Origin of the sequence: Novosphingobium sp. (assembly GCF_024642085.1) — a bacterium.
Classification (GTDB): Bacteria; Pseudomonadota; Alphaproteobacteria; order Sphingomonadales; family Sphingomonadaceae; genus Novosphingobium.
This window is the reverse complement of the sequence record NZ_JAHEBV010000006.1, coordinates 50,082-74,588: the sequence shown is the minus strand read 5'-3', so window position 1 is coordinate 74,588 and position 24,507 is coordinate 50,082. Positions and strand designations below refer to the sequence as shown.

20 protein-coding genes are annotated in these 24,507 nt (G+C 59.4%); 11 read left to right on the top strand and 9 right to left on the bottom strand.

The window, feature by feature from the left end; all coding sequences use genetic code 11:
• Positions 1 to 54 precede the first annotated feature (54 nt).
• From ppsA to Q0L62_RS04125, 3 genes are read left to right on the top strand one after another with little or no spacing between them, the layout of a single operon-like run.
• Positions 55 to 2,442: a phosphoenolpyruvate synthase gene (ppsA, locus tag Q0L62_RS04135; protein ID WP_296676831.1), complete on the top strand. Its 2,388-nt coding sequence runs from the start codon at positions 55 to 57 to the stop codon at positions 2,440 to 2,442.
• Positions 2,430 to 3,371, top strand: a complete 942-nt coding sequence (locus Q0L62_RS04130) for a 1-phosphofructokinase family hexose kinase (protein WP_296676828.1) — start codon at positions 2,430 to 2,432, stop codon at positions 3,369 to 3,371. Before ppsA ends, Q0L62_RS04130 begins: the two co-directional genes overlap by 13 nt.
• Positions 3,372 to 3,374: 3 nt before the next feature.
• Complete coding sequence (locus Q0L62_RS04125; protein ID WP_296676826.1) at positions 3,375 to 5,720, top strand: heavy metal translocating P-type ATPase; 2,346 nt, start codon at positions 3,375 to 3,377, stop codon at positions 5,718 to 5,720.
• 214 nt (positions 5,721 to 5,934) lie between these two features.
• On the opposite strand, the gene Q0L62_RS04120 is transcribed toward Q0L62_RS04125, so the two are convergent.
• Complete coding sequence (locus tag Q0L62_RS04120) at positions 5,935 to 6,975, bottom strand: 2-hydroxyacid dehydrogenase (RefSeq protein ID WP_296676823.1); 1,041 nt, start codon at positions 6,973 to 6,975, stop codon at positions 5,935 to 5,937.
• A gap of 154 nt (positions 6,976 to 7,129) precedes the next feature.
• Here Q0L62_RS04120 and Q0L62_RS04115 point away from each other — a divergent pair, with 154 nt between their 5' ends.
• Complete coding sequence (locus Q0L62_RS04115; protein ID WP_296676820.1) at positions 7,130 to 7,444, top strand: TraR/DksA family transcriptional regulator; 315 nt, start codon at positions 7,130 to 7,132, stop codon at positions 7,442 to 7,444.
• A gap of 112 nt (positions 7,445 to 7,556) precedes the next feature.
• On the top strand, positions 7,557 to 7,913 hold the full coding sequence (locus tag Q0L62_RS04110; RefSeq protein WP_296676817.1) for a hypothetical protein: 357 nt from the start codon (positions 7,557 to 7,559) through the stop codon (positions 7,911 to 7,913).
• 210 nt (positions 7,914 to 8,123) lie between these two features.
• Here the strand turns inward: Q0L62_RS04110 and Q0L62_RS04105 are convergent, their stop codons facing one another.
• Entirely contained in the window at positions 8,124 to 8,780 is a 657-nt protein-coding gene (locus Q0L62_RS04105; RefSeq protein ID WP_296676815.1) for a response regulator transcription factor, read from the bottom strand.
• Positions 8,781 to 9,027: 247 nt separating this feature from the next.
• Positions 9,028 to 9,624: a polysaccharide biosynthesis/export family protein gene (locus tag Q0L62_RS04100; RefSeq protein WP_296676813.1), complete on the bottom strand. Its 597-nt coding sequence runs from the start codon at positions 9,622 to 9,624 to the stop codon at positions 9,028 to 9,030.
• Between the two features lie 270 nt (positions 9,625 to 9,894).
• Here Q0L62_RS04100 and Q0L62_RS04095 point away from each other — a divergent pair, with 270 nt between their 5' ends.
• From Q0L62_RS04095 to Q0L62_RS04080, 4 genes are all read left to right on the top strand, one after another.
• Positions 9,895 to 10,650 (top strand): sugar transferase, encoded by a 756-nt coding sequence (locus Q0L62_RS04095; protein WP_296676808.1) that lies wholly within the window; start codon positions 9,895 to 9,897, stop codon positions 10,648 to 10,650.
• A gap of 1 nt (position 10,651) precedes the next feature.
• Positions 10,652 to 12,283: an outer membrane beta-barrel protein gene (locus tag Q0L62_RS04090; protein ID WP_296676805.1), complete on the top strand. Its 1,632-nt coding sequence runs from the start codon at positions 10,652 to 10,654 to the stop codon at positions 12,281 to 12,283.
• A 55-nt stretch (positions 12,284 to 12,338) separates the two neighbouring features.
• Positions 12,339 to 14,474, top strand: a complete 2,136-nt coding sequence (locus tag Q0L62_RS04085; protein WP_296676802.1) for a Wzz/FepE/Etk N-terminal domain-containing protein — start codon at positions 12,339 to 12,341, stop codon at positions 14,472 to 14,474.
• Positions 14,475 to 14,566: 92 nt separating this feature from the next.
• A complete protein-coding gene (locus Q0L62_RS04080; RefSeq protein WP_296676974.1) occupies positions 14,567 to 15,607 on the top strand; it encodes a glycosyltransferase in 1,041 nt (346 codons plus the stop codon).
• A gap of 17 nt (positions 15,608 to 15,624) precedes the next feature.
• On the opposite strand, the gene Q0L62_RS04075 is transcribed toward Q0L62_RS04080, so the two are convergent.
• From Q0L62_RS04075 to Q0L62_RS04060, 4 genes are all read right to left on the bottom strand, one after another.
• Entirely contained in the window at positions 15,625 to 16,677 is a 1,053-nt protein-coding gene (locus tag Q0L62_RS04075; protein WP_296676800.1) for a glycosyltransferase family 1 protein, read from the bottom strand.
• 59 nt (positions 16,678 to 16,736) lie between these two features.
• Positions 16,737 to 17,621: a glycosyltransferase gene (locus Q0L62_RS04070; RefSeq protein WP_296676797.1), complete on the bottom strand. Its 885-nt coding sequence runs from the start codon at positions 17,619 to 17,621 to the stop codon at positions 16,737 to 16,739.
• 143 nt (positions 17,622 to 17,764) lie between these two features.
• On the bottom strand, positions 17,765 to 18,049 hold the full coding sequence (locus tag Q0L62_RS04065) for a hypothetical protein (protein WP_296676794.1): 285 nt from the start codon (positions 18,047 to 18,049) through the stop codon (positions 17,765 to 17,767).
• A 242-nt stretch (positions 18,050 to 18,291) separates the two neighbouring features.
• On the bottom strand, positions 18,292 to 19,569 hold the full coding sequence (locus tag Q0L62_RS04060; protein ID WP_296676793.1) for a cell wall hydrolase: 1,278 nt from the start codon (positions 19,567 to 19,569) through the stop codon (positions 18,292 to 18,294).
• 270 nt (positions 19,570 to 19,839) lie between these two features.
• Between Q0L62_RS04060 and Q0L62_RS04055 the strand changes: the two genes are divergently transcribed.
• On the top strand, positions 19,840 to 21,285 hold the full coding sequence (locus tag Q0L62_RS04055) for a glycoside hydrolase (protein ID WP_296676792.1): 1,446 nt from the start codon (positions 19,840 to 19,842) through the stop codon (positions 21,283 to 21,285).
• A 14-nt stretch (positions 21,286 to 21,299) separates the two neighbouring features.
• Complete coding sequence (locus Q0L62_RS04050; protein WP_296676790.1) at positions 21,300 to 22,079, top strand: methyltransferase, TIGR04325 family; 780 nt, start codon at positions 21,300 to 21,302, stop codon at positions 22,077 to 22,079.
• Here the strand turns inward: Q0L62_RS04050 and Q0L62_RS04045 are convergent.
• Together Q0L62_RS04045 and Q0L62_RS04040 are read right to left on the bottom strand one after the other, a co-directional pair.
• On the bottom strand, positions 22,006 to 22,953 hold the full coding sequence (locus tag Q0L62_RS04045; protein ID WP_296676972.1) for a glycosyltransferase family 2 protein: 948 nt from the start codon (positions 22,951 to 22,953) through the stop codon (positions 22,006 to 22,008). The two genes, Q0L62_RS04050 and Q0L62_RS04045, sit on opposite strands and share 74 nt — an antisense overlap.
• A gap of 32 nt (positions 22,954 to 22,985) precedes the next feature.
• Complete coding sequence (locus Q0L62_RS04040; RefSeq protein ID WP_296676789.1) at positions 22,986 to 24,497, bottom strand: oligosaccharide flippase family protein; 1,512 nt, start codon at positions 24,495 to 24,497, stop codon at positions 22,986 to 22,988.
• Positions 24,498 to 24,507: the final 10 nt, after the last annotated feature.

The following is a 24,507-nucleotide window of genomic DNA, read 5'->3' as shown; positions in this document are numbered from 1 at the left end:
GCACATTGATCACAATCAAGGTGTTTTCGCCAATCCAGACCAGTAACTGTGTCCATGGCCAACTCCGCAATCCTCTGGTTCGAAGACATCGGTATTGAGGATGTACCCTCGGTCGGCGGGAAGAATGCCTCATTGGGCGAAATGGTGCGCGCTTTGGCACGTTCCGGGGTCCGCGTTCCATTCGGCTTTGCCACGACCGCTGCCGCCTTTCGCAGCTTTGTTTCGGCAAGCAACATAGAGCCTGCGATGCGGGAGCAGATAGAGCGCTACCATATGGGAAAGGCGAGCCTGCAGCAGGCTGGCGGAAGCATCCGAGACCTAATTCTCGGCGCGCCGATCCCAGAGGAACTAAACAATGCCATTTGCGGCGCCTACGAAGAACTGGCTGTGCGGGTCGGAGTAGACACCTTAGCGGTAGCTGTTCGCAGCAGCGCTACGGCAGAGGACCTGCCCGGCGCCAGTTTTGCCGGGCAGCACGAGACCTTTCTGAACGTGACTGGCCACGGCGCCCTGCTGGATGCGTGTCGGCGCTGCTATGCCTCGCTTTTTACCGACCGGGCGATCAGTTACCGCGACGCCAACCACTTCGATCATTTCGATGTCGCCCTGTCGATCGGCGTGCAGCAAATGGTGCGCGCGGATCTTGGCGGGTCGGGGGTTATCTTCACGATCGACACCGAAACCGGATTTCCACGGGTTGCCATAATCAGCGCTGCGTGGGGACTGGGTGAAACTGTGGTCCAGGGATCAGTCGATCCGGATAGATATGTGGTGTTCAAGCCATTGCTGGATACGCCCGGCATCAGCCCGATCATAGAAAAGACCTGCGGCGCAAAAGCGATCAAGATGGTTTACGATCAGGTCAGCAGCACACACACGCGCATCACCGATACCAGCAGCGCTGAGCGCCGAACACTGGTGCTTGGCGATAACGAGGTGCTGGAACTGGCCCGCTGGGCGGTCGCTGTCGAGAAACACTATGGCTGTCCCATGGACCTTGAATGGGCAAGGGATGGGAACACAGGCTATCTCTATCTTCTGCAGGCCCGGCCCGAAACGGTGCAGTCAGAACTTGGTGCATCTGTCCTGCAGAATTACACGTTGAAGACAGACGCCGTACCGATCCTTACTGGCGCAGCCGTCGGCAGCGCGGTCGCTGCGGGCAAGGCTTGCGTAATCCGGGACGCTTCGGACATTGCCCGGTTCCCTGAAGGGGCGATCCTGGTGACCGCCAACACCGACCCGGACTGGGTGCCGGTGATGAAACGTGCTGCCGGTATCGTCACCGATCACGGCGGCAGCACGAGCCATGCGGCCATAGTCAGCCGCGAACTGGGCGTGCCTGCGATCGTTGGCACGGGCGCGGCCACCACAATGCTGCACGAGGGGCAGGAAATCACGATCTCCTGCGCCGCCGGCGAAGAAGGCAAAGTATTCGCCGGCCTTCTGGAGTTCGAACATGAGGAGATCGACCTGGGTTCGCTGCCAGAAACCCGCACGCAGGTGATGGTCAACTTGGCCGAACCCGGGGCCGCCTTCAAATGGTGGCGACTGCCGGCAAAAGGTGTCGGCCTTGCCCGGATGGAGTTCATCATCAATACGCTGATCAGGATCCACCCGATGGCCCTGCTGCATCCGGACCGTCTGGACAGGGATGAACGGCGGAAAATCGCCAAGATGACAAGCGATTATCCATCGCCGCCTGACTATTTCGTCGAGCGACTGGCACAAGGCATTGCCCGTTTGGCCGCGCCGTATCATCCGCAGCCCGCGATTGTCCGACTGAGCGATTTCAAGACGAACGAATATGCCCATTTGATCGGCGGCAAACCATTTGAACCAGCCGAAGAAAACCCGATGCTCGGCTGGCGCGGCGCATCGCGTTATTATGACGAGCGCTACCGCGAGGGCTTTGCACTAGAATGCCGCGCGCTCAGGCGTGTGCGCGAAGATCTTGGCTTCACCAACGTTGTGATCATGGTGCCCTTTTGCCGGACGCCTGCCGAGGCTGACGAGGTGCTGGAAACCATGGCGGCCAACGGTCTGAAGCGTGGCCAGCACGGCCTTGAGGTCTACATGATGTGCGAAATTCCGTCGAACGTCATTTTGGCCGAAGAGTTTGCCAAGCGCTTTGACGGATTTTCGATAGGATCCAATGATCTGACCCAATTGATACTGGGTGTTGATCGCGATTCAGAGCTGATCGCCTCATTGTTCGATGAACGCGACGCTGCCGTGACCATTGCCATCGCAGATGCTGTTATCAAAGCGCACAAATCCCGTATCAAAATCGGAATCTGCGGCCAGGCGCCAAGCGATTTCCCCGAGTTTGCTGCCTTCCTCGTGCATGAGGGCATCGACTCGATTTCCCTCAATCCAGACAGTTTCGTGAGGACCTTGACGGCGATAGCCGCAGCGGAGCGTGCGTTATGCCTGCCATAGCCACGCTGACGCTCAACCCCACCATCGACGCTGCATATGCCGTTGATCGGGTGCGGCATACCGACAAGATCCGTGCCAATGCAGAGCATTACGATCCGGGCGGCGGCGGTATCAATGTCGCGCGAGTGGTTGCCCGGCTGGGCGGCGCTGCGCGGTGTTATTACCTGTCAGGTGGCGCTACCGGACGAGCACTCGACGCGCTGCTTGACTTGCACCAACTGGCTTGCAGCCGGATCACCATTCAAGGTGAGACGCGGATTTGTACCAACGTGTTCGAAATTGAATCCGGCAAGGAATATCGTTTCGTCCCGGCTGGCCCGACCGTTGAGGCAAACGAATGGCAGGCATGTCTGGAGCAGATCGGCCAAGCATCATGCACCTACCTGGTCGCCAGCGGTTCGCTCCCGCCTGGGGTGCCTGCGGACTTCTATGCCCGCGTTGCCAGGATCGCCGAATGCAACGGGTTTCGCTTTGTGCTCGACAGTTCGGGCGCAGGTCTGCAGGGCGGGCTCGCTGCCGCGGAGAAGGGTAGCGGCGTGTTCCTGGTCAAACCAAGCCTGGCAGAACTGCGGCAGATTTCCGGTGAGCCACTCGACTGCGAAGAGGAGATTGGCGCTGCTGCATTGGCACTAGTAAGCAGCGGACGAGCGGAAACGGTCGCGGTAACGCTTGGCGCGGAGGGAGCACTTCTGGCTCGCCGCCAAGGCATCGTGCGCTTGCCAGCGCTCAGCATTGAAGCCCGCAGCGCCGTTGGCGCTGGTGATAGTTTTCTAGGCGCAATGGTTTTCAAACTGTCGAACGGGTGCAATCCGGTCGAGGCTTTTCGCTATGGAATTGCTGCCGGTGCTGCCGCTGTGCTTAATCCAGGCACAGGCCTTAGCCAAGCTGCGGATATCAAGCGATTCTATCGCTTGGTTGCCAAGTCTTGATTGGTGACGGCAACGACTGGTGATCCGTCTCGGCGCCGCGGTGATGCCGCAGGCCGCGAAGATGCGCGCGATCCAGTTTGCCGCATGCGGGTCGATCCTTTGCATTCTGCGTCTTGTGCCAAGCACGATGGACAGGTGTTCTATTTTTGCAGTGCAGGCTGCCTGAATGCCTTTTCAGCCGATCCGCTGCGCTACCTATCGCAGCTGTCGCCGAAAGTAGCTCAACCGGTCGAAGGCGCGATCTGGACTTGTCCGATGCATCCCCAAGTGCGGCAGGATAACCCCGGCCTTTGCCCGTTATGCGGCATGGCTTTGGAAACCGAGCTGGTCTCGGGCGAAAGCGGTCCCAGTGCGGAATATATCAACATGCGGAGGCGATTCTTCTTCGCCCTGATGCTGGCGTTACCGGTTTTCGTTCTGGAAATGGGCGGCCATGTTTTTTCATCGCTGCACCGGGTTATCGATCCCGCAACTTCGACCTGGACACAATTATCGCTCGCAACCCCGGTCGTGCTTGGGGCGGGCTGGCCGTTCTTCACGCGGGCTTGGACTTCGCTGTTGAACCGCACGCTCAACATGTTCACGTTGATCGCCATGGGGACCGGAGTTGCCTGGGTCTACAGTGTCGCCGCGACGCTTTTTCCGCGGTCATTCCCGACGCAATTCCGCAACGCCATGGGTACAGTTCCCGTCTATTTCGAGGCCGCCGCCGTCATCGTCGTGTTGGTTCTGCTTGGCCAGGTGCTAGAACTGCGTGCGCGTCAGCGTACATCGAGAGCGATCAAAGCACTGTTGAACCTCACGCCCAAAACGGCGCACCGGGTCGCTCCAGACGGCTCCGATCAGAACGTACCACTCGCGCATGTTGCCGTCGGAGACCTTCTGCGAGTCCGTCCCGGGGAAGCAGTACCGGTTGACGGTCTGGTAGTAGATGGTCGTTCGTCTCTTGATGAATCAATGGTTACAGGCGAATCGATGCCTGTGACCAAGGCGGCTGGCGCCCATCTCGTCGGCGGGACGATGAACCAAACCGGCGCTCTGATCATGCAAGCACAGCAGGTCGGACAGGAAACCTTGTTATCGCGGATAGTGGTAATGGTGGCCAGGGCACAGCGTTCACGCGCACCGGTCCAGCGAATGGCAGATCGGGTGGCAGCCTGGTTCGTGCCGGCCGTGCTTGCCATAGCGGTTGCTGCATTTTTCGCCTGGGGCCTGTGGGGGCCGCCGCCACGGTTGGGTCATGGCATGATTGCAGCTGTTTCGGTGTTGATAATAGCCTGTCCGTGTGCCCTTGGCCTGGCAACGCCCATGTCGATCATGGTTGGCGTTGGACGGGCTGCTGGCCTGGGTGTCCTGATCCGGGATGCCCAGGCGCTCGAAGTGCTCGAAAAAGTCGACACGCTGGTAATCGACAAGACCGGCACGCTGACCGAGGGACGGCCCGCAGTAGCGGCCATCATTTCGGCTAGCGGGCTGGACGAGGACGATTTGCTCCGTTTCGCCGCAGGGGTTGAACGCCTGTCCGAACATCCCCTTGCGCACGCAGTCGTTGCAGCGGCTGACGCGCGCAATCTCGGTTTCGCGGCAGCTACTGCTTTCAACGCCCCTGCTGGCAAAGGTGCCGTAGGTATCGTTACGGGCAAGCGCGTCGTGGTGGGCAATGCACGTTACCTCGGTGAACTCGGAATCGACTGCAACGCCTGGAATGAAAGGGCCAGCGTGATGCGCCGGGATGGAAGCGCAGCGATCTATGTCGGCGTTGACGGCCAGGTTGCGGGCCTCATCGCAATCGCGGATCCGATCAAGCAGACTGCGGCAGCAGCCCTTGCGGTCCTGCGCAAACAAGGCCTGCGGATTGTGATGCTGACAGGCGATAATCACACAACTGCAACTGCTGTGGCCGGCAAACTGGGTATCGGCGAAATCGAGGCGGATGTGCTGCCGGATGAGAAGGTCCGAGTAATCCTGCGGCTCAAGGCCGCAGGCCGGGCGGTCGCAATGGCTGGGGACGGGGTCAATGATGCCCCTGCACTTGCTGCTGCTGATGTCGGCATAGCGATGGGCACGGGCACTGACGTAGCAATCGAGAGCGCCGCGGTGACGTTACTGAACGGCGATCTGACGGGCATTATTCGTGCTCGCCGGCTCAGTCACGCTACCATGGTCAACATTCGCCAGAACCTGTTCCTGGCCTTTGCCTACAATGCCGCAGGAATTCCCGTGGCGGCGGGCGCGTTGTATCCATTCACGGGGATACTGCTTTCACCAATCATCGCTGCGGCGGCGATGTCGCTTTCGTCGGTCAGCGTGGTGGCCAACGCTTTGAGGCTTAATCGAGCCGCAGTCTGACCGGCTTCAGTTGGAGTAACAATTCAGGATACGGCGGCGCGGCAAAAAGCAGTTGCCGACATGCGCAGGATCCTCGACGACTACGCCGATTTTCGCGATGAGCGCAACCATAGGTCGGGGCATGAGCGCTGACTTGCTGTGTATTCCGCCGCTTCACTTAGCTGTTTTGTGGCCTCAGGCGAAAGAACAGGTTTGTAACCGGCTGACGAGTCCGTCAGGACGGCCTGGGCGCATATGAACCTGACCCTTGATTGGCATGTAGACAGATCGGGTACAACGGCATCCCGACCGTTTCGAACGCATTGATATTGCCTATCGTCGTTTCTGCGATGGCCTGCATTGCCTCTTGCGTGAAAAAACCTTGATGGCCAGTGATCAGCGCGTTGGGGAAAGTCAGCAGTCGGGCGAATACATCATCCTGAATGACCTGTGATGAAAGATCCTCGAAAAAAAGGTCGCCCTCTTCCTCGTAAACATCGAGCCCAAGATAACCGATCTTGCCGCACTTAAGTCCGTAAATCACGGCTTTGGTATCGATCACGGCGCCGCGGCTGGTGTTGATCAACATAGCACCAGGTTTCATCCGGTCGACCGCGGCAGCATTTATGAGGTGATGCGTTTGCGGATTGAGCGGGCAATGCAAGCTGATGATATCTGCATCGGACAGCAGCTCTGCAAAGTCAGTGTATTGACCTCCCAACCACCTGAACTCATTTCTTTCGATCGGATCGAGGCCAATCACCTTGCATCCAAAACCGTTCATGATCCGGGCGACCACCAAACCGATCCGTCCAGTGCCGATCAGTCCGACAGTTCGGCCTTGCAGATCAAAACCGAGCAAACCTTCCAGGGCGAAGTTTCCTTCACGCACCCTTGCGAAGGCGCGATGGGTCTTGCGGTTCAGGGCCAAGATCAAAGCAACAGCATGTTCCGCCACAGCACTTGGCGAATAGGCCGGAACCCGACAAACTGCGATTCCAAGATCGGCAGCAGCGACCAGGTCCACATTGTTGAAACCGGCACAACGCAGCGCGACAAGACGAGTGCCCAAGTGCGACAGAGCTTCGAGCGAGTGCCGCTGCAAGCTATCGTTGACGAACGGACACACTGCCTGCGCTCCTTTGGCGAGGGCTGCAGTTGTGTGGTCCAGCCGAGTTTCGAAGAAGCTGAGTTCCTGGCGGCTGCCGTCTGACGCATTCGCTGCTGTCAGAAAGTCGCAGTCGTAGTCTTTGGCGCTGAACACAGCGACTTTCATCAAGGACCTTCCATTCCCCGGCTCATTTTCCCAAGCAGCTTTACTCCGTCATCCGCATCGCCGCTTGACCAAAGTCAATGCGGCACGGCCGGTTGGAACCCTACATTCTTCGTGTGGCCCGGACGGATCAGGTTTACGGGCAGGAGCCGCAAGAATGGAAGAACATGAAAAACTCGCGGAAAAACTCGGCGCACGCTTGGTAGAGCTTACCCGGCGCGCCGGTGCGATTGAAGATGACCTGCGCCAGCCACTGGATGCAGACTGGTCGGAGCAGGCGATCGATTTGTCCGATGACGAGACTTTGGCCGGTGTCGACGAGGTCTTGCGTGTAGAGATTCGAGACATTCGCCACGCGCTGCTGCGCATCGAAAACGGCACTTACGGCATTTGCGTCGTTTGCGGCGGCAAGATCGGCGCCGCCCGGCTTGACGCTCTCCCCACAGCTACCCGCTGCATCGGCTGCGCTTAGCGAATGTCCGCCACGACCGCTCGTGAAGCCAACCGCACGTGAAGCCAACCGCAGGTCGATCTTCAGAGCAAACGAGTGCTGCACTTGGGGGCCATAAGGAATGGAGAAGACCATGAAACGACTTCTTTCGCCTCTCGCTTTGGTGATTGCGGGCTTGCCGCTCAGTGCTTGCGCCGATGATGGCTATGGCCGCAGCGGGCTGAATTGGACCAGTTACCCTTACAGCGGCTGGTACGATGGGTATTATGGCTCGATATTCGACGGGTACTGGGGGACCGACAACGTCTTTTATTTCCGGTTACGCGATAACGAGCTTCGCTATCACCGCGACGCGCATCGCCATTTCCGGCGCGATGGCGTTGACCGAGACTTTCGTTTTCGACGGTTTGACGGCGCGATCCAGTCACCACCGCGGCGCGGCACGCGAATGCCCAGGTTCCCAGGGGGGGAACAACGCCGTCGGCCATAACGCTGGGCTGTTAGCTGGCTGCAATCAAGCGGCCGCCTGCCGCTTGTCCGCCGGCTACGTCTTTGCGATGCAATCGCAGGCGGGCAAGGCGGGAAATGGGCTGCTCTGCGCCGGCCAAGGCTTGGTCTGGCATGAGGGAGCGGCCAGAAGAGAATAAAACGTCAGCTGCAGATCAGCTGTCCCGCGTTCCCCAGAAATCTGCCGTGCCAATCAATGGCTTTCGCCAGCCGCCTCGATCATGCCGTTCGAGCTGGCCCAGATAGCCGCCTGGGTGCGGTTGCGTACCTTGAGCTTGCGAAGGATCGCTTTGACGTGAACCTTGACCGTCGCTTCGCATACGTCGAGCTGCCGCGCGATGGTCTTGTTGGGATAACCTGCCATCAGGCAGCACAGCACATCGCGCTCACGCGGTGACAGGTTGGCAGCGTTCATCTCGCTCGACGATCGGGCTTGGCTAACCTTGGAGGCCGACCGGAAATCAAGCGCATCAACAAGATCGGACGGCATGACGCGTTCGCCCTGGGCCGCGAGGCGCAGCGCGGTAACAAGCGGCTGTGACCGGATCGACTTGACAATGTAACCCTGTGCGCCCGCCATAAAGCATTCGGTCATGGAGTTGAGGTCGAACCGCTCGGCCAGAACCACGGGCATGGCAGAGGCTGAATTGGCCTTTATTTCACCCACAGTTTCCGATTGCAGAGTCGTGTCGGGTTCGTCGACCACGACAAGAAAACTTTTCTCGGTAGAAGAAACATCGCCAGCTACGCGACCAGAAGCGAGGATCTCGAATCCGTCGCTGCGCAGGAAATGCGCCAGTCCTTCGCGTGATATGTCGCTGGAACTAAGAATTTGTACCTGATTGCACATGATCATCCCCTGAAATCAATTGTCGCTCCCCTGATTTATCTTGGTCTTGCAGAGCCTTATGGCTTTCAACGAGACGGGTGCGACTCACTGACTTGGGGTCAGAACTGTAAGCTGCCTCAACCTAACGGATTAATCAACACGTCTAACGGCGTGCCGGGGCTCACCGACCCAGAACGGTACAAAATGATGTGGATTTCTTGTTTCGGCAGCGCCTGCCAGCGGTTCAAAGGAGCGCTTGCGTAAGCCTTCAGAAAAACGACTCGCGCACGGTGATGGTGTCGCCCGGGGCTATCTTCAGCGACGGTCCATCCAGTTTGACCCTCTGTGCGCTCGCCCAATTTTGCCGGCGCAGCAGGATCGTCGAACGGTTCGCCCGCGGGGTGAAACCGCCAGCCCGCGCGACGGACTGTTCAAAGGTCATGTCACCGCTGTACGGATATTCGCCCGGCAGTTTGACCTCGCCTAGGATATAGAACGGGCGGTTGATGACGACCTCTGCCGTCACCCGCGGGACCAGCACATAGCCGCCTGCCTGCAATTTTGCCGCAATGGCTGCCGCCACTTCTTTTGGCGTCAGGCCCTGGGCCGCGATCGGATCAATGAGCGGCATTGCTAGTTCGCCGGCTCCGCCAATCTGATATTCGCCGGTCAGCGCTGCTTCATCGAAAACGGTAATTTTCAACTTGTCACCGGCAGCGACCCGGTAACCGACTGCAAAATCATGGTTCAGCTGTGACGCCAGAAGAGTGGGCTCTCGCGCTGCCAGCGGTCCGCTCAGCAAACCTGCGGTGCCCAGCGCTGTCGCCGCCAGCGCAGCGAATAGTCTGGTTCTTGCATGCGACATGACTTGGCTCCCGGTTCCAGGTTCGCGCGAGGCGAATCACGCCACTGCACAGACTTCGAAAATAGGGCTCCGATGGCCATCGTCCTATTACCCAGATGAGTGAAAACCGCTGCGTGGCAACGATAAATTAACTCATCCGAGTAGTCGGCCGATAAGCCCAATGCTCGGTTGTGACCGGGCCGGAAATCGTAAATCCTGAAGCTAACAGGGACACGTGGAAACCGTGTTCGTGGCGGCACATCTTTTTGGACGGTTCTTAGCGAAAGCGCGATGCAAAAGCTTGATGGCGGACTTGAATACAACCAGGCAGAGGGCGCGAAAGCGTTGATTGCGATGCCGATGGCGACGGACGTGGAAGCTGCGCTGACGGTAACGGAGCGCCCGGCGATGGTGTCGGCCGTGGTGCACGAAGGACGCCGGCAGGATGTCCGCAGGTTGATGGACATCATCTGTTCCATCATCCTTTTGGTAATATTGGCCCCTTTGCTTCTGATCATCGCGCTGATGGTTGCGATGACCAGCACGGGCCCGGTCATTTTTGCGCATAAACGTCTGGGGCGTGACGGCACGACCTTTGACTGTCTCAAGTTCCGCACCATGCGCGACGATGCGCAATTGACCCTGTCCTGCATTCTTGCCGGCAATCCCGGTTTGCGCGAGCAATGGGAACGCGATCACAAGCTGGCTGACGATCCGCGCGTCACCCCCTTTGGCCGAATATTGCGTGCGACCAGCCTTGATGAGCTTCCGCAGCTCGTCAACGTGCTGCGCGGCGACATGACGCTTGTCGGCCCGCGACCGATCGTGCGTGAGGAGCTGCATCACTATGGCCGTTATGCTCTGCACTATTTCAGTGTGAGGCCGGGCCTGACCGGATTGTGGCAAATATCGGGACGAAGCATGACGACGTATCGCCGCAGGGTCGCAGCGGACGTCTATTATGTCAGGTCCCGCTCTTTCCTTTTGGATACCCGCATACTGCTGGGCACCTTGCCAGCCGTCCTTAGCGCTGAAGGATCCTGCTAAGATGCCCAGGCAAAATCAGATCAGCCAGAAAATTGCCAACCACACCGCCACAGAAAGCGGCAGGCCAATAACCAGGCCCAAAGCAAAGCTGCGCCGCGGCCAAGGGGCCTTCGCCTTGTGGGAATCGATCCGCTTCATCGTCGCTGCGCTACTCACAATAGGTAATTCCTTACCCCTTTCGGATAGAAAAGGCCATAGCCTGAACAAGCTGGCCAAAGGTGCCAACGCGCGACCTGCCGATCGGTTGCAAAATCGCAGTTTTCACCATGCCAACTGGCTCGGCACGATCTTCGCGTCGCTGCGTCTTATAGTGCTGGCGTTCAGCAGGGACATGGACAGCCGGTCACAGGCTGCAGCGATTATCCGGATGGGCGATGCGCGGCCTGGCCGGACTGGCAAAGCAGCGCCAGGCTGGGTGATACGGGTCGCCCTGGTCGCCCTTTCGTTAAGCGGACGGGCTGCCTTTGCGCAGGAGGCCGATGTGGCCACCCCGGTAACCCTGCTTGATCCGGTGCAGGCCGATGGCATCCGTATTGGTGGCGGGCTGGTGCTTTACCCCGAACTTTTGGCCGAGGGCAGGTACGACAGCAACATTTACAACATTGCTGCGCCCAAACGCAGCGATGCAGTATTTGACTTGCAGCCGCGCTTCACCCTTTCGACCGATTTTTCCCGTCACCAGATTGAATTGTTCGGCGCCGCAAATCTGCGCCGCTATGCGAGCAATACCGGTGAAAACAGCGAAGCTGGCGAATTGGGTCTCAGGGGTCTGTTGGAGCTGGCGAGCCAGATCGACGTGCGGCCATCAGTGGTCCTTATGCGCGGCATCGAGCAGCGCGGCACCGCAGGAGACCAGTTTCTGACCGATCGTCCGGTCGCATTCAACCGCAAGGAATACGGGATCGAGGTGTCGCGCGGTGAACATCAACTTGAAATCGCGCTGGGAGGAAAGCTGAGCCAGACCGACTACGAGAACGCCTCGATTGGGGGCGTGCCCGTATCGCTGGTCCAGCGCAACGTGATCGATCGTTCGGCATTTGCCCGTCTGGCTTACAATCTCGGATCACGGATCCAGGTATATTCGCGTTTTCGGTTGAGCAGCCTGTCTTATCGCGATCCCGCAGCCAGGCAGTTGAACTCGTCCGGATACGACGCCCTGGCCGGAGGACGGATCAGGGTTACCAGCCTGATCGATCTAGAGGCCGGCTTCGGGCTGATCCACCGCAGTTTCGACAACCCCGCCTTTCGCAACCTGAATGCGGTAAACTTTGCTTTGACGGCTTCGTGGCTTCCGCGACCAACCTGGCAGCTTATTGCCGGAGCATCGCGAAATGTGGATCCCAGCCCGTTGATCAATTCTCCGGCAATCTTTCGAACTTCGTTCACGCTCGAAGCCAAGCACTTGATTACGCCGAAATTGCTCGTCGGGGTAAAGGCCGGCCATGTGCGCGAAGAATACCGCGGCCTGGGCCGGGTGGATTCGCGCTACGCAGTCGATGCAACCGCGCTTTACCGGTTGACCCGCAACATCGGGGTCACATTCGATGCCGGGTATCGCAAGCAGGACGGTGGCCTGCTCGGCCGCTCGTTCAACGGATTTGCGGCCGGTATAGGGGTGAAGGTCGTCGGATGACCCGCACCGCCCATCCTTTTCCATCGGACGCACCGATCAAACGAGAACGCCTGACATGACGCAAAAAAGCGCAGTGCCTGCTGTAACCAGCAGCCGCGAACTGGCTCACCTGGGCGGCAATCGCATGCCCAGCGAGGATCGCCTGGATCTGACCGAATCGTTTTCGTTCTTTCGGCGTCATGCCCTGCTGATACTTGCAACCACAGCCGCGATCATGGCGATCGTCCTTGTCGCCTCGATGCTTATGCCCAAGACCTACCGCGCGCGGTCAGCGGTAATGCTGACAAACGATGCAAGTGCGGCCGGGCAGACCGCGACCACCCAGAACAGCCAGGCCGCGATCAGCAATCAGCTGGTCGAGACACAATCCGAGGTTATCGAATCGCGCGACATGGCAGACCGCGTGGTCACGGCTCTGGGTATTGGCGACAAACTTTCGCCGTCAGATCGCGACGACCTGCTGTCAGACATTCAGCGCCGCGTCAGTGCCCAGCGAAGCGGCGAAAGCTATGCGCTGTCCATTTCCTATGACGCTTCATCGCCGGGCGATGCCGTACGGATGGCCAATGCATTTGCCACGCAGTTTACCCAATGGCAGCTTCATGCCGATCAGGACCGCAACGACCAGGCACGTCGTGAAACCGAAGTTCAGCTCAGCGCGCTGCGCGCCCAAGCCCAGAAAGATACCGAAGCGCTGCAACAATACCGTGTCGCGAACAACCTCCTGTCGACATCGGGCAGTTCGCTTACCGAGCAGGAAATATCGAACTTCAACCAGCAGGTTGCAGCCGCCAAGGCCTCTGCAGCCGAAGATCAGGCGCGCCTCAATACGGCGCTGGCACAGCTGCGTTCCGGATCGAACGGTGACGATGTCGGCGAGGCCCTCGGCTCGCAGGTGATTTCAAATCTGAGGACCCAGGAAAGCGAACTTGCCGGACAAGTCGCCAACATGGCATCGCGCTATGGCCCTAATCACCCCGAACTAATCCGTACCCGCAGTCAGCTTGACCAGGTGCGAGAGCAAATCCAGGCCGAAATCGGTCGGGTCGTATCGAACCTCAAGGCAAAGGCTGACGTTTCGAATCAGCGCCTTGGTTCACTTTCTGCAAGTCTGGGCGGGGCGAAAACGAAACTTACCCAGAACAACGTAGCGATGGTCGGTTTGAGTGAGTTGGAGCGAAATTCGGAAGCATCGCAGGCAATCTATGAAACCTATCTCAACAGTTACAAACAGCTGCTGGCGGCGCGCGGAAGCGAACGACCCAGCGCGGTAATCCTGACCCTGGCAAGTTTGCCTAAGAACCCGATCAGCCCCAACCTGAAGCTAAATCTAGCTTTGGCTGCCGTGATCGGTTTGGGTCTTGGGATACTGGGGGCCTACGTTGCCGAGGCTATGTTCCAGGGCCTGACAACGCCGGAAGAGATCGAAAACCTGACTGGTGAACAATTCCTCACGTCGATCCCGCTGCTTTCGTCGATCAATTCGAACCACGTTGGGGCCATGGCGGCTGTGCGCGATGAGCCGTTCTCCATCTTTACGGAGGCGTTCCGTTCACTCGGTACCTCGGTCGATATGGCGACGAACGGGGGCGCTCAGGTTGTTGCGGTAACGTCCGCGCTGCCCGGCGAAGGCAAGACGGTTATTTCGTGCTGCCTATCGCACATCTATGCCACCAGCGGGCTCAAGACGATCCTGATTGACTGTGATTTGCGCCGCCACGGGATTAGCCGCCTGCTGAATATCGACGAAAAACAGAGCGGCCTGATCGAGGTGCTCGAGGGCAATGCCAAGCTCAACTTTACCAGTCTGCACAGCGACGATTACGTTTTTTGGACATTGCCGCTGCTGCCCGGATCGGAAGATGCCGAGCACCTCTTGTCAGGTCCTGAGTTTACCGCACTTCTCGACAAATTGCGCACCCAGTTCGACCGCATAGTGCTCGATCTTCCGCCGGTCCTGCCGGTAGCTTATACTCGCACTCTGGCTAGCCGCGCCGATGCGACCATCATCGCTGCCCATTGGCGCAAGACTTCGGCCTTCGCGCTCAAGGCTGCGCTGCGCCGTCTGCCTGAAGATCACGTTCGGATTGCTGGCATCGCTCTCAATCAGGTTGATCTGCGCCGCCGCGCCTATTTCGGTCGTTACGATCCGGCCTACTACTACAAGCAATACAGCGAGTATTACGCGTGATCGAAGCCGCCGGCGTCACACATGCGCCGCTGGACAGGCGACTGAAGTTTTCCGAGCCGCGCGTGGCAATTGTCCATTACTGGCTTGTTGCGATGCGCGGCGGCGAGCGGGTGGTCGAACACTTGCTCGACCTTTATCCCGGGGCGGACCTGTTCACCCACGTGATTGATGCAGATCGCATGGCGCCGCGCATCAGGGCGGCAAAGGTGACGACAAGCTTCATCAACCGGCTGCCTTTTTCGCGGAGGTTCTACCAATACTATCTTCCGCTCATGCCGATCGCGCTCGAAGAGTTTGATCTGTCGGATTACGATCTGGTGATCAGTAGCGAATCCGGCCCTGCCAAGGGCGTGATCACGCGGCCCGGCAGCCTGCACGTGTGTTATTGCCACTCGCCGATGCGCTATATCTGGGATCACTATCACCAGTACAAGGGTGAAGCGAACCTGCTTGCCCGTGCCGTGATGCCGGCGATGTATCACCGGATGCGGCAATGGGATTTTGCGTCCAGCGCGCGCGTTGATCGCTTTGCCGCCAACTCCAATTTCGTGAAGCAACGGATCGAAAAAGTCTGGCGCCGCGATGCCGAAGTGATCCATCCGCCGGTCCAAACGAACCTGTTTACCCCATCGGTCGAAACCGGCGATTTTTATCTGTGGGTGGGTCAGCTGGTCCCTTACAAGCGCCCTGATATTGCCGTCGATGCCTTCACCCGCTCGGGACTGCCGCTGGTGATGGTCGGCGCAGGTGGTATGGCTGCCGCGCTAATGAAAAGGGCCGGTCCCAATATCACCTTTGTTGACCGGATGGATTTCAACCAGCTGCGACAGGCTTATGCCCGGTGCAAGGCGCTGGTGATGACTGCCGAGGAGGATTTCGGGATCACCCCGGTTGAAGCGATGGCATCGGGCCGCCCGGTCATCGCCTATGGGCGCGGCGGCGCGCTCGATAGTGTAATCGATGGTCAGACCGGGCTCTATTTTGCTGAGCAGAGCGCGAGCGCAGTGGTCGATGCGGCGGAGCGGCTTGAGCGCTTCCTGCCAGATTTCGATCCGCGCGATTCGATTGCCAGAGCCCGCGAGTTTGCTCCGCATCACTTTGCGGAAAAGATGAAGGCGCTGACACAGCTCTGATTGTCGGCAAGCCCCATTTAAATGGCTTGGTGAAGCCGCCCGATAATGTCGGCCAATTTCTTTGCGGCTCTGTCCCAGGTAAACTCGTTCGCCTGCTCAATTCCGGCAATGATCATCCGCCCCCGTTCTTCATCGTCCGCGTGCAACCGCATGATTGCCGTGCGCCAAGCGCGCACATTGCCCGGATCGACCATAATTGCCGCAGCGCCGGAGACTTCGGGAATTGCACCCGCGTCTGCTGCAATCACCGGGCAGCCGCAAGCCATCGCTTCCAGCGCCGGAAAACCGAACCCTTCGGTCAAAGACGGGAACAGGAACATTCGCGCATTTTGATACAGCGCTTTCAATTCCCTATCGCTGACGCGGCCGACCGCGATGACAGATTGATCACCCGCAGCCAGGCCTGCGGGGGCGTGGCCTGCCAGTACCAACGGGGGCAGCGTGATGTCAGCGCAGGAATATGCTTGTAGCAGCACGCCCAGATTCTTGTGCGAGGCCGGGTGGCCGAGCGCAAAAGCATAGCCTTTTCGCGCCACCCCGAAGCGATTGAGAATGGCGTCATCCGGCTCGACCCGGCCGAAATGATCGGTGCCGTTATGGACGACGTCTACCGGCACACCTGTCGTCACTCCGTTCGCGCGCAGGCGTGTCCGTGAATATTCCGAGACCGTCACAACTGCGCCAGCCCTGCGGGCAAGGCGCGGCTGCAAAAAGCGATAGGCCTGGCGGAAAGCCAGCGGATAGCTTCGCGGCACGTCGAATACCTGCGCATCGTGAAGCATCACTAGCTGCCGTCGGCGCAGGATCGGGCCCATATTGCACAGGCTCAGCAGGATTGCGCTTGGCATCGCACGGGATAAGGCGACTTGTTCAAACAGGTATCCGCGCAGAACCGAGCGGAGGATTGGGCTTTCATCGCCCAAACCCAGCCGGCCCCGGATTTCGGCATCGTCAGGAGCGTTCGCCGGAACTGCACAGACAAGCGACCAGCCCCTGCCCGACGCTAGCGGGGCCAGTGCCCTGACCAGCTCTTGCGCCGTCCGGTCGACTCCGGCGAGGGTCTTGGTCAAGAAGCGCCCGTTGATCAGAACCTGACTGCGCGGCGCCACTTGTTCCGGGGATGGCGGGGTCAGAGCCGCTCCACCCGGCCTGGATCTACGCGCCCGCGAAGCAGATCGGCGAACCCGATTGCATTGCCGGCAAGGCGGCCGCGGCGATCGATATGCGGCTCCGACCACAGGCTGCGCGCCAGATTCGAGGCGACGTTGCGCGCCATCAGACCCAGGCCGTGGCGTGCACCGATCGTTTGCTTGCGGCGCAGGTAGATAATGTTGGCGATCTGCGAATAACCGAACCGCACGCCTGAAATGCGCCCCGAACGCGTGCCCAAGTGTACCCCTGTCAGATCGCGGGACCGGAGCATGGCGCCAAATCGTCCAAGCCGGCTGGAAAAGTCCACGTCTTCCTGCCAACCGTAGAGGGGGAGTCGTTCGTCAAAGCGCAAGTCTGGCGCGGCCGCCGTGCGGATTGCCATGTTGCAGCCGTAAAGCCAGGACGTATTTTCTGTCCTGAACCGTGGTGCAAGAACGCGCCCATCAAGGATCTTGAGCGATTCGGCGAAACAGATTTCGCCTGTTTGTGCTCCGTCGGCCAATAGGTGGCCGGTCAACCCGATCAGCGCGGGATCGGCCATCATTTGGCGTTCGACGGCTGTCAGGTATCCGTCATCGGGTACGAAATCGTCATCAAAGAAAACGACTATGTCAGCGCGTCCGGCAAGGTGGCGCAAGGCCATGTTGCGTTGCCGGCATAGGCCTTTCTGCGAAATCAAAACCTCGCTGCCGGGATAGGCGCGACCGGCGCCGTCAACATCCGCCGGGCAGGTGCCCACGACGACCACGCCGTCCGGCTGCCGGTCTTGGGACGAAATGCGGCGCAATACCTGGCACAGGATCGAAGACCGCCCGATGGTGGCGATCGCAACAAAGATTTTGGGTTGTATCAATTCGGCCATCAACACGGGGTCCCTGAAATGCAGCTTCGATGCCGGTGGCAAACGGCACGTTCAGGGATTCGTTTTAGCCGCATATCAGGCGCTTGCGTACGCAGCATAGGGATCACCCCCGAAAGGGGTAGGGTGGCCCTGCGCAGGGCAGCTCAATTGGTGGTGACGTCTTTTTCGATGCTGGTTGCCAGCCCGCGCAACAGTTCGGGCAGCTCTTCGTCCAGCCCGAACATGCGGTAGAGGTTCACCGTTGCGCCCAGCATGGCAAGAGCGACGGTGTGTCCGGGCATGCCAAGCCTGACGAGCCGCGCATAGCCGTTCACCATGGTTTCGCTGATCTCGCTAAAGTCGGCGAAATGTGGCGACGAATTCTGGTCAGATATCAAACTTTTCAGCCCTTCCACTGCCGGCTTTACCGTCTTCTTGGGACGCTTCATCTTCGGCCTCCGCAAGTCGGACCGGACAATTCGGGAATAACCCAGGCGATCCGACCTTGTTGCATCCAAACCATACACCAACCACGATACGTGAACATGCCGCCTATCCTCCATTCCACGGCATAGTTCCTACGGCCCAGTCGTCACTCCCCACCACGAGTAGTCCTTTGTGATAGTCCACTGCGGCGCGACCACCGGACACCAATTTGCGACAAGCGGAAAAGGGCGGAAGACCGTGATAATCAGGGTCCCGGACGTTCACGAAGGAGCGAGCGCAGCGCGTCGGGTTGACTTGGCAGGCATTGATCGGGGTTGGGCCGCTGGGTTACGCTGCAATCCCAGAATGCCAGCGTCATCCCTGACGCCCGATCCTTGACCAGTAGAAACTGTGGAACCTCTTTGGCGCGGTCAGAGAGTACCGCATTGCGAGATGCCGCTTCGGCGCTGGCGTAGCCAAACACATGGCACGCGCCGCCATTGCACTTGCCCAGGGCATCAAGCGCCCAGCGTCCGGCCGGTTGCGCCATGTCGAGCGCAAAGACCTTGGCCCCCTGCGGGGACGGTGCGAAGGCGGTCGGCGCAATTGCGTCTGGCGCTTCTATCCCGGTGAGTGCCGCCACGTCTGGTTGCATCCGTGGCTGTGTAACGATCGCCGGGGACGCGACGTGATTAGATCCGATGATGGCACCGCTGGGGCCGATACCCAGCCGCGGCAGGGCCAAGGCATTCGGATTTTCAGGACCCGGCGTTTGCTGTGCCCGACCTCCTGGCCCATACCATCGGTAAAAGATGTGCCGGCCAACGCGGGTCAGCGCTTCAAGCTTGGCGCTCCACCACGGTACGACATAATCAGCATGGTAGTGGGTTGCATCTGCCACGTCACGATCGACAGCACCAGCAAGTGCACTTTCGGCGCGGACCCGGGCCATCTGCCAATCGAACGAAGCCGGGCGCCTTCGGGCTAGCGATCCATCGCACGTAAAGCTGAACTGGCACCCTGTCCGCCGTTCCGAACCCTGCAGGACCACGCCGCAAACCGTCTTGGGGAACGCCGGATGCTTGACCCGGTTCAACACCACCTGAATCACCGAGCGCTGGCTTTCAGCATCATTTCCGGCTTCGTACCAAGCCGCCGCGGCAAGACAGCCAATGGCCTGATCACGGGCATCGGTTGATCCTGAAAATCGGAACGCACTGGCCGGCGCTAGGGCTGCGGGCGGAGCAAAGCGGGTCAGGTTGTTGATGCTCATTGCGGACTGTGTCGCAGGATCGAGGAGAGAAGGTACCACCCCCGACACTGGTAACGGAAGCGCAAGGGGCTGCACACGATCCTGACCGCCCGGATCGGCGGCTGCGGAGTGCCGAACGGTTATTGTTTGCGCCGACACCTCGCTGTCGAGTCCCTTGACACTGACGCAAAGAGGCACGGCGACCAGTACCGCCGCCAAAGCAGCAAAATGCCGTGACGTGGCATGATCGTGCGAGATCGCCGAAAGTGTGGAACGCAGCGCAGTCGTCAAGCGTGAACTCCGGAATGACTGAACCGGGCCGGACCCCGATTGCGTCCTTTTTGCCATTTTTTTGGCCCGCGGCGCGATGTCGCATTGGGAGTAAGCGCGTGATAATCCGGCTAAGGACCTTGATCACACCTCTGGCGCGAGTGCCCACTGCTGCTGAGGCTGGCGGCGCGTTTCGCCTTATTCCCCATAAGGGCTACCCCTTCTCCGACAGGGCATCGGGCAGAACGCAATGCTATTCTGGCGACCTTCAAACCGAAGAGGTTCAAGCATTTGCAGCCGACGTTTATTGCAGCAATCCAACTGGCGATCGGATTGATCATCCTGCTTCGCGGCACGGTGAAGACTGCTTTCGTGTTTATGCTCTATTGCGGATTGCTGGCCGGTTCAGCCGCGCTGGTCCTGCCTTCGATGGGCGGATCGACGATTCCTCCGCTTCAAGTCGCTCTGCTCTTCGTGATCGTCGCGGCAGCTATTTCGCCCACGCGTTGCCTTCAGCTGCTGCCCGATGCCATCCGCGCCAACCGCTGGCTGGCCTGTTTCGTAGCCTACGGCATCGCCAGCGCAATACTCGCGCCGCGTCTGTTTGCCGGCATGATGCAGGTCGCGCCGATGAAGCCGCTCGATTCGCCAGACCTGTTCGAGACTGCATTGCTGGGACCAAGCACGCAGAACCTGACTTCGGCGTTCTATTTATTCGGCACCTTGCTGGTCGCTCTTGCGGCCTATCTGGTCACGCGATCCCAGCGGGGAGGGGTGGCTGCGCTGATCAGCGCCGGGATCGGTATCGCGTGGACGCACGTCATTTTGGGGCTGGTCGTGATGGCGGTGCACGGAACGCCCATTGACGCAGTGCTTAACCTGCTTCGCAACGGTAATTATGCCCAGCTCGACCAAGCCTATCAGGGCTTTGTCCGGATCCGCGGGCTGTTCCCTGAACCGTCCGGGTTTGCTGATTTCGGTTTCGCGTTCATGGTCCTGAACGCAGAATTGTGGTACCGGTCGATCCGCCCGGGGGCTACCGGTCCCGCCGCCTTTTCGCTGGCCATGATCCTGACGTTCAGCACATCATCGACCGCTTATGCAGCACTGTTTGCCTATGGCTTGTTCTTTATGCTGAGGGCGTTTTTGACCCCAAGACTGGCCCCAGCAAGCCGGATCCGCCAGTTTGCCTTTGCCCTTGTGGTCATCATCATTCTGGTTGCGGCAATGATGTTGGTCGTGCCCGAGCTGCCGCTCAAGTTCATGGACATGATAAACGGCATGACGATCGGTAAATCCGGATCGGATTCAGGCAGGCAGCGTCTGTTCTGGGCATTGCAGGGCTGGGACGCCTTTACCAACTCTTACGGCCTGGGCATCGGCCCGGGCAGCTTCCGGTCATCCAGTCTGGCGACGGCGATATTGGGATCAACCGGCGTAATAGGCCTGGTATCGTTCCTGTTTTACCTGCGTACGGTTCTGCAGCCGCAGCGGCTTTCCACTTATGGCCGCACGGCGCTGCTTGAACACTCTATCGGTGGTGCTTTTGCTGTTGCGGCCGTCTTTTCGCTGGTTCCATCGGCGACATCGTCGGCCAAGCCCGATCCAGGTACGAACTTTGCCTTTCTGGCGGGTGCAGCGCTGGCGCTTAGACCGCAGCAGCGACGCCGGGACAATTCGGAAAGATTGCCGCCGCCATCACCGGCCACCGACCCGTCGCGGGCTGCGATTGCATGATTGTCCAGCGAACAATGCGCAATGTTGTAACCGCTTTGGGCCTGGCTGAGGTCAAGCGCAAAGTCAGCCTGCTGATCCGCGATGATATCCGGCGACGATTCAGAGGGCGCTTCGCGGACTATACCGCCGCGATGAGCAACGTACGCCCAGGCCATCTGGCCGGCTACGACCATGCTGAAATTGCCGACGTTGCCTTTGAACAAATGTGTGCCGTGACGCTATGGGATTATCCCGTGCTGTTCTGGCTCGGCAAACTTCTCCCACGTTATGACAATATCCTCGATGCAGCTGGGCACATGGGAACAAAATACCGGGCATGGCGCGATTTGCTGGACCTGCCGGCCGATTTTGAATGGATCGTCTATGAAGTACCTGCGATTGCAGAGGCTGGCCGGCGGCGCGCGCTGAAAGATGGGCTCGGCAGCCTGCGTTTCCATGACGATCTGGCTGCTGTCCCTCCGTCTGATGTAATGCTGGGTTCGGGCTTGCTGCAATATCTTGATGAACCGTTTGCCGCGTTCATGCGCCGCCTGCCAAGGCTACCGGAACACCTGTTGCTGAATAAGGTTGCTGTGCGAGACGGTGAAACGGTGGTCACCCTGGAAGTCTTTCCAGGTGCCGAAGTCCCTTATCTGGTCTTGGGCCGGGCTGCCTTCGAGGCGAGCTTGGCCGAACTGGGTTATAAAATCATCGACCAATGGGAGATCGGCGATCTCAGTTTCAAGCATCCAGCTTTTGGCCAATCGTCAAGTCAGGGCTACTACGCAAGGCTTGATCCGCAAAGGAACCAATAGGCCGCCCGCCTTGATCTTCCAGCGCCCGGGGCCGTTTCACCAATAATCCCAGCCTTTCAAGCAAGCGAGCTTGCCACGGCGAAAGCGCGTAGAGGCGCCTGAACAGGTGTTCGCGTTCGTCTTCGGATCGGCACGCTGCGAACAGTTGCAATTGATGCTCGCGTTTGCGTCCCATTTCCTGCGCGTCACCGCGGCTGAGGCGGTCAGCGCACTTGGCCGCCCAGCACTGGAAACTGATTGCATCGTAATGCGCGAGATGAAACCCGCAGTGCTCTGTAGCATCGAAGCGGATCGTCTCCGACGCAGAAATACCGGCATCGTGGATGTCAATCACCAGCGCTGCATTGCCGCTGCGTACGGCCTGCTTGCCCCGCGAATGGCCCAGCAGCCCGCGCGTGAACAGGCCGCCCCGTATGCCGTAGATCAGACGTGCCAGCAGCGGCGAAAAATGCCGTTCCATCGGCAGGCGGAACAGGGACGCACCAAACTCGCAAGTCACGGCATCGCTGGCGCAATAAACGGCCTCGGCACTGGTGAAGCGGACGCAGTCGGATTTATCGTCAACAGTTCCTAGAAGCGTATCAAGCGGTGCGGGCCCAAAGACGTACTCGTCGATGTCGACGATCAACAGCCAAGTGGCATGGCACCGTGCGTACGCCTGCCGATAGACGCACCGCTGCCGCTCTTCCACGCCGAAGGGGCGCTCCATGTCCAGGTCTTGCCAAAAGGCATCGTCACAGATTGTCATGGCGATACGGGGATCATTCGTCGCGAAGTCCGGCGGGCCATCGTGATAGACGTGGATCCGCGCCGCACCTTGATCCAGATAATATTCACAAAAGCGGCGTAGATGATCTTCCGGGCACAGCGCCATGACGACCACTTCGAAAGCGGATTGAGTCATGGTCATCGGGCAGGCCCCGGATTGGTCATTCCCGGCATACGGGCCAAGGCGGTGTGCGCAATGCGCAGGCCTACCTCTTCAATCCCCGTTGGCTTGCCGCTGACTGTCCAGGCGATCAAGTGCGCTCCGACATAGGCCAGCGCGGCCAGCGGCACGACGATTGCCAGCCCAGCTACAGCCGCAGCGACCGTGTCCGCAACGGGTGTCATCTGCCGCGTCGCCAGGATGGCGGCGACCATAATTACCGCACTGACCAAACCCCGGTGCAGGGCCCAGATCTGGGAAAAGACCGACAGGCCGATAAGTTTGCTGACCGACCGCATGCACAGCACGGCAAGCAGCACGTCCGCCGCAACCAAGGCCCCAAGCGCGCCATAAAGGCCATACCATTTGATCAGCAATATGGCCGCCGGAATACGGAAGGCAAAGTCCTGCAAGTTGCGCTTGAACACCAGCTCGGGCCGTCCCGCTGCCAGAAACAGGTTCGCGGTCAGGCTGGAATAAAGGCCAGGTATCAGAGTCAGAGAGATGATCTGGAATACCGGCACCGCAATCATCCAGCGGTTGCCCAGGAACAAGCGGACCAGTTCGGGTGCGACAAGGGCCTGTCCAAGCGTGACTGGCAGTGCGATCGAAAAGGTTGCCGAAATCGTCTTGCGGTAAACATCCCTGAAGCGTTCAGGATCGTGGCTGGCTGCCGCCAGAGCCGAAAAAATCGGGCGTTGCAATGTATCGAACAGGACCTTGTAGGTGATTGCGGCAAACTCGCGCGCGGTTGAAAAAAGCCCCAGAACCGCGTGGGTGGCCAACCGGCCGAGCACGAACCGGTCGGCTTGCCAGTTGAGCGCGCTGATCGTCTGTCCGGCCACGTTCCAGCCAATGATATGGTGGAACAGGCGCCAGTGCTGCAATGTCAGGCGAAGGCGATAGGGCACCAGAACAAAGGATACTGCAGCGCTGACAACCGGGCTGGCGATCGTGCCGGCGGCTATCGCCCAATAGCTGCCCGTAGTAATCGCCAGCGTCGCAGCTACTGCCAATGCAGCCAGCTTGCCGGCAAACTCGCTGTAACCGTCTTCCTTGAAGCGCAGCCGCCGATAAAGCAGGACAAGCTTGGGACTGCGCAGTCCCCGAAACAGGGGGGCCACCGCTATGGCACAGACAAGCGCAACCAGTCGCTGATCGCCATAGAAATGGGCAAAGGGCACCGATAGCAGCGCAAGCACCGCCGCAATGGCAATCCCGCGGATCAAGGCGATGGTCAGGGCCGTGTCGAGATGGCTGCGGCGAATTGCCGGCAGGCGCATCAAGACCTGGCCAGTCGGCAATTCAAGCACGGCTTCGGCAACCTGCATGATGGAAAGCGACAGCGCCACGATCCCGAAATCCTGTGGCAGGAGGCAGCGCGTCAGCACCATCAAGGTGACCAGATCCAGGGCGCGCGCCAAAAGCCGTGTCGATCCAAGCAGGATCGCACCGCGGGCGACCTTGTCGCGAAGCGCAAGACCAGTCATTCGCCTAACT